The sequence below is a fragment of the Rhodococcus sp. A14 genome (assembly GCF_011603105.1).
Classification (GTDB): domain Bacteria; phylum Actinomycetota; class Actinomycetes; order Mycobacteriales; family Mycobacteriaceae; genus Rhodococcus_F; species Rhodococcus_F opacus.
Genome location: NZ_JAAOQS010000202.1, coordinates 1 through 5,878, shown reverse-complemented (window position 1 = coordinate 5,878; position 5,878 = coordinate 1). Strand labels below are relative to the sequence as shown.

Sequence of the window (5,878 nt, the reverse complement as noted above, 5' to 3'; positions counted from 1 at the left end):
TCGACGAGGTCCGCATCGCGACCGAGACCGGCCTGACCCGGATCGGCTCGAACTACGACCTGTGCCACAGCTTCCTCGACCACACCGGGCTTCCCCTATGATCGGCACTCACTCAATTACCGAAACATCTTTAGCTCGACTTCGGCACGCTCAGGTCCACACGGTTGGTCGTGGCGTCGATATCGGTGCTTGCGAGTCCGGACGCCCACACGGCTTGGCCGTCACCAGTGGCCGGGCCGGAGGCTCGACCGGTTTGGGTAGACGGTGCGAGCGCGGTCAAGGTCTCTCCTGCATCACCGGCCGCAGGTCTGGAGCGTGTGATCGAGGCGGTGATGTGCGGCCGGCCACGGGCTCGGGCTGTGGTAATTGCAGTTCTGCTCTGGTTTTTCACTCGCGATCGTGCGTCCGCTCCACGACCCGGGCCGCGACCTGCGCCCGGGAGGCGAATCCCAATTTGGCCAGCGGTGTGGCCGGGCTCGAAGTATTCGATGTCGCCGTAGACGAGTACTGAGAACTCCACGCTCAGGTCCTTGGGGTAGTGGTGGTTTCGATCTCGACTGCTCGGATGAGGTTGCCGGGTTCGAGAATGCGAGCGATCTGCGCGGTGTCGAGCAGGCCGCGTTCGGTGACGAGTGCGGGAATGCTGCGGCCGGAGGCGAGGGCCTCGGCGGCAACGCTGGTCGCGGCGGCGTAGCCGATGTAGGGGTTCAACGCGGTGACCACTCCGATGGAGCGCTCGACGGTCTGCCGAAGGTAGTCGGTGTTGGCGGTGATCCCGGTGATGCACCGCGCGGCGAGCGTGCGGCAGGCGCGGTCGAGGTGAGTGATCGACTGGAACAGGCTGTGGGCGATGATCGGCTCGAACGCGTTGAGCTGATGTTGGCCGGCCTCCGCGGCCATGGAGACGGTGACGTCGTTGCCGATCACCTCGAAGGCGACCTGATTGACGACCTCGGGAATGACCGGGTTGACCTTTCCCGGCATGATCGACGATCCGGCTTGGGCGGGGGGAAGGTTGATCTCGGAGAATCCCGCCCGGGGGCCGGAGGAGAGCAGCCGCAGGTCGTTGCAGATCTTCGACAGTTTCACTGCGGTGCGTTCGAGCACACCGGAAACCTGGACGAACGAGCCGACGTCCTGGATGGCCTCGACCAGGTCGACGGCCGTGGTCACGGGAATGCCGGCAGTGTCCCGCAGGTGCCGGCATGCGAGTTCGGCGTAGCGGGAGTGGGCGTTGAGGCCGGTGCCGATTGCGGTGCCGCCGAGATTGATCTCGTGGATCAGGGCCGCGGCCTCCAGGAGCCGGTCGGCGTCCTCGCCGAGCATGATCTCGTAGGTGCCGAATTCTTGGTCCAGGGTCATCGGGACGGCGTCTTGGAGCTGGGTGCGTCCCATCTTGACCACGTCCGCGAATTCGTCGGCCTTGGCGGCGAATCCGGTGGCCAACTCACGCATCGAGGTGTGCAGGCGGCGCAACGCGAATTGCACCGCCACCTTCACCGCGGTGGGCTAGACGTCGTTGGTGCTTTGGCCCATGTTGACGTGGTCGAGGGGGTGGACGAGGTGGTAGTCGCCGCGGCGGTGGCCGAGGAGCTCGAGTGCCCGGTTGGCAATGACCTCGTTGGCGTTCATGTTCGTCGAGGTTCCGGGGTCAGCGCCCGGCCACTGCGGCCCGAGTTGGGCGGATGCGGCCGCACCCTCGGCGTGGATGGCGTCGGTGAGCCTGCGCAGCCCGGGCACAGCGTCCGGGCGCATCCACAACTGCCCGCGTTCGGTGCGACCCTCCGGTGCCACGGCGCAGTAGGCCACCGTCGACATCCCGACCGCACCCGCCGCGGGCCGGCGGTGGAATTCGATCAGTTCGTCGGTGACCAGCGCGTCGGGAGTGCGGCCCTCGAACGTGGCCGACTTGATGACCCGATTGCGTAACGTGATGGGGCCCAGCCTGGCCGGGGCGAAAACGTCTGGATGTGTGGTCATTCCCGGCCCTTCGTCGCGTGCGTTCGACGGTAGGCGGCGGGAGGTTCGGCGACCGGAACGTGTCCGCTGAGCGGGAGACCGCCGCGGCCCCACGGATGACCCCTCGCCATCCGTGAGACCGCGGTGTCGTCTCAGCCGACGGTCTCGGGCGTCTTCTCCGGTGTGGTGTCGGCGGCCGCGCTCTGTTGCCTGCGTCCGAGCACCCAGCAGGCCAGTGTGATCGCACACGTGAACGTGAGCGTCGCGAACAGCTGGTTGCGTGCCGCGTCGTCGAACAACGCCAGCACCGCGACCGCGGCCAGCAGCGCGAGAGCGACATACGACAGATACGGGAAGCCCCACATCTTCAGCGGCAGATCCGTTCGGCCCGACTTCTCGGCGCGCCGCCGCAACACGATCTGCGAGACGGTGACGAACGTCCACAGCACCAGAATCGTCGAGCCGACCGCGTTGAGCAGGAGCGGGAGAACACGATCCGGGGCCAGGTAGTTGAGGACGACGGTGACGAACCCGAACGTCACCGACGCCAGCACCGCCACGCGGGGAACACCGTTGCCCGACACCCGGCCGAACACCTTCGCCGCCGCCCCACGCTCGGACAGCGAGTAGATCATCCGGGAGCCACTGAACAGCATGGCGTTCAGCGACGACAGCAGTGCGATGACCACGACGACGGTCATGACGGCGCCGGCGCCGGGGACGTGCGCGGCGTTCAGGACCGCGACGAACGGTCCCGTCGCGAGTTCGTCGGCGGTCCACGGCAGCACCGTCACCATGATCAGGACGGAACCGACGTAGAACACCAGGATCCGCCACACGATGGACCGCACCGCGCGGCTCACGTTGCGCCGCGGTTCCGACGTCTCGGCGGCCGCGATGGCCATCACCTCGGTGCCGCCGAACGCGAAGACCACGATCAGCAGGCCGGCCGCGATGCCGGTGACACCGTTGGGGGCGAACCCGCCGTGGCCGGTGAGGTTCGACAGACCCGGCGCGTCGAAGCTCGGAATCCCCCCGAGGATCATCGCGGAACCGACCGCCAGGAACGCGACGATCGCCACGATCTTCAGTGCGGCGAACCAGAATTCGAACTCGCCGAAACGGGAGACGCCCGCCAGGTTCACGGCGGTCAGCACACTCATGTACGCCAGGGCCGCCAGCCATTGCGGCACTGCGGGTATGGAGGCGGCGGTGATCGCCGCCGCCGCGGTCGCTTCCGCGGCCACCACGATGACGACCTGCACCCAGTAGAGCCAGCCGATCGTCCGGCCGGCGACCGGGCCCATCGCGTTCTCGGCGTGGACGGAGAACGCGCCGCTGTCGGGGTCGGCGGCCACCATCTCGCCCATCATCCGCATCACGAGGACGACGAGGAATCCGGCGATGAGGAAGGAGACGAGCACCGCGGGCCCGGCGACGGCGATGCCCGCACCGGAGCCGACGAACAGTCCGGCGCCGATCGCGCCGCCCAGGCTCATCATCACCAGCTGCCGCGGTTTCATCGCCTGCTGAAGGCCTTTGGTGACAACGGGTCCGGTGCTGGAAGCCGGTGGGTCGTGAACTGTGTTCATGGGAGCTCCCGTGCCGTCAGACGAGCTGATCGAGTGCGATCTCGAACGCGGTACCGGCGATTCCGGTCGGCTGCGACGAACGCGCGAAGCAACGCTCGAGCGCCGTCGCGACGGTGGCGGAGACGTCCCCGAAGATCGCCTCGTCCGACACCTCGATGTCACCCTCCATCAGCAGTGCGAACGCCCGGGCCATGCCGCAGTTGGCGATGAAGTCCGGGACGACGGCCACACTCTTGTCGGCGTACTCGTAGATGGGGCCGTAGAAGATCTCGTCGTCCGCGAACGGCACATTGGCGCCGCTCGCCACCACCTCGAGACCACCGGCGATCAACTGGTCCACCTGGTCGCGAGTCACGAGACGTGATGCGGCGCAGGGGAGGAAGATCTCGGCGCCCGAACTCCAGATCGCCTCGTTGATCTCCTCGAACGGCACCATGCCTGCCGCGCGCAGTTCGTTGCCCTCCTTGGCCAGGAACAGCGCGCGGATCTGCTCGAAGTCGTAGCCGTCGGTGTTCGACAACCCACCGTTGCGGTCGAGGATGCCGACAATCCGGGCCCCGGACTGCGCCAGGTAGTACGCGGCGGCGGCGCCGACGTTGCCCCAGCCCTGCATGATCACGCGCTTGCCGGCCAGTTCGCCGCCGTAGACCCGGTAGTAGTGCCGCACCGATTCGGCGACACCCCAGCCGGTGATCAGGTCGGACACCGTGTACTTCGCCTGCGGGTCGGGAGTGAACCGCGCATCCTCGACGACCTTCGCGACACCCAGCCGCAGCTGTCCGACCCGCTGCACCCGCTCGCGATCGCTGGCCGCGAAGTGCCCGTTGACGACACCCTCCTGCGGATGCCACAGGCCGTAGCTCTCGGTGATCGGCACGACCTCGGCCATCTCGTCGACGTTCAGGTCGCCGCCGGTGCCGTAGTACGCCTTGAGGAGCGGGGTGACGGCCTTGAACCAGCGCCGCAGCACCTCGTCCTTGCGCGGGTCGGTCGGGTCGAAATCGATGCCCGACTTTGCGCCGCCGATGGCCGGACCGGAGACGGTGAACTTGACCTCCATGGTCTTCGCGAGCGACTCCACCTCGCGCCGGTCGAGACCGCGCCGCATCCGGGTTCCGCCGCCGGCAGCGCCGCCACGTAGCGAGTTGATCACCGTCCATCCGCGTGCGGAGGTCTCCGTGTCGTGCCACTCGAAGACGATCTCGGGGGCCTTCTCTTCGAATCGGGTGAGCAGATTCTTCATGGCTTCTCTCGGTTTCTCGGCTGCCGGGGGCTCGGGGCGACCCGGTCGGTGTTCCCGACCGCTGCCCGCGCTGTTACGGCGATCACTGTGTCGGGCACCACTCGTGCGCCGCAACCGGCCGGCCGGCACATAGCCACGATGAACACCACCGCGAAAGAAGTTCCAGAATTTTCTATTCAGTTTGTGCAGTTGAGCCGGCGATCGTGGTGCTAATCCGGTTCCGAGGAAGCCGTGCGGTAGGCCGGGGCCTTCGCCGAGCGCGGCCGGTCGAGGGTCCGCAGCAGAGGCATCGACCGGTACGGGACGATCACCGACAGCACCATCACGCTGGTGGACCGGGCCACGACGCTCGACTTGTTCAGATCGATCAGCGTCTGCTGCAGCCCGAGGTGGGAACCCGCCGCGATGCGGCACAGGATGTCGCCCGAACCGGTGGTCGCGAAGGCCTCGAGCACGCCGGGGATCGACTCCAGTTCCGACGTCACGGAGTCGAGCGCTCCCTGCGCCGTCTCCAGCGTGACGAACGCCTGCACGTCGAACCCCGCGGCCGCGATGTCGAGGCGCGGCTCGTACCCGGCGATCACGCCCGACTCCTCGAGTTTGCGCACCCGCGCCTGGACGGTGGCCCGCGCGACCTTGATCCGGCGCGACAGCTCCAGCACGCCGGCCTTCGGGTCGTCGTGCATGGCGTCGAGAAGGGCGAAGTCGAGCTCGTCCAACTGCACTGCGTCCTTCATGGCCAGACCTCTCCGGGCGGATTCAACTAGTCCGACTGTATAAGAAAAGTGGTTCGGAGGTCGCCGAAGGTGGCACTGTGGCTAGCTTCTGCTGGCTCGGTTGCCTATGTGGGCGGGGTGGGTTTTCGTAGTGACCCAGGCAACAGGCCACCAAGCCCCCGTCCCTCGAACCAGGAAGACAGCGATGACGATCGAGCAGACTCTCACCGACAAGGAACGCCTGGCAGGTCTCGACCTCGGCCAGCTCGAGCAGCTGGTCGGGCTCGTCGAATACGACGGCACCCGCGACCCGTTCCCGGTCAGCGGCTGGGACGCCGTCGTCTGGGTGGTCGGCAACGCCACCCAGA

General features: G+C 67.3%; 3 protein-coding genes and 2 pseudogenes. 1 reads left to right on the top strand and 4 read right to left on the bottom strand.

Features of this window, described 5'->3' with window-relative positions:
* Positions 1-567 precede the first annotated feature (567 nt).
* From G9373_RS44370 to G9373_RS44350, 4 genes and pseudogenes are all read right to left on the bottom strand, one after another.
* Positions 568-1,980: pseudogene (locus G9373_RS44370) on the bottom strand (aspartate ammonia-lyase); the annotation flags it as partial.
* Positions 1,981-2,111: 131 nt separating this feature from the next.
* A complete protein-coding gene (locus tag G9373_RS44360) occupies positions 2,112-3,551 on the bottom strand; it encodes an amino acid permease (RefSeq protein WP_167121159.1) in 1,440 nt (479 codons plus the stop codon).
* A gap of 16 nt (positions 3,552-3,567) precedes the next feature.
* Positions 3,568-4,794, bottom strand: coding sequence for a Glu/Leu/Phe/Val dehydrogenase dimerization domain-containing protein (locus G9373_RS44355; protein WP_065492431.1), 1,227 nt, complete (start codon positions 4,792-4,794; stop codon positions 3,568-3,570).
* A gap of 209 nt (positions 4,795-5,003) precedes the next feature.
* Entirely contained in the window at positions 5,004-5,531 is a 528-nt protein-coding gene (locus G9373_RS44350) for an Lrp/AsnC family transcriptional regulator (RefSeq protein WP_005261973.1), read from the bottom strand.
* Positions 5,532-5,715: 184 nt separating this feature from the next.
* Here G9373_RS44350 and G9373_RS44345 point away from each other — a divergent pair.
* Positions 5,716-5,878 (top strand): annotated as a pseudogene (locus G9373_RS44345) (4-hydroxyphenylpyruvate dioxygenase); the annotation flags it as partial.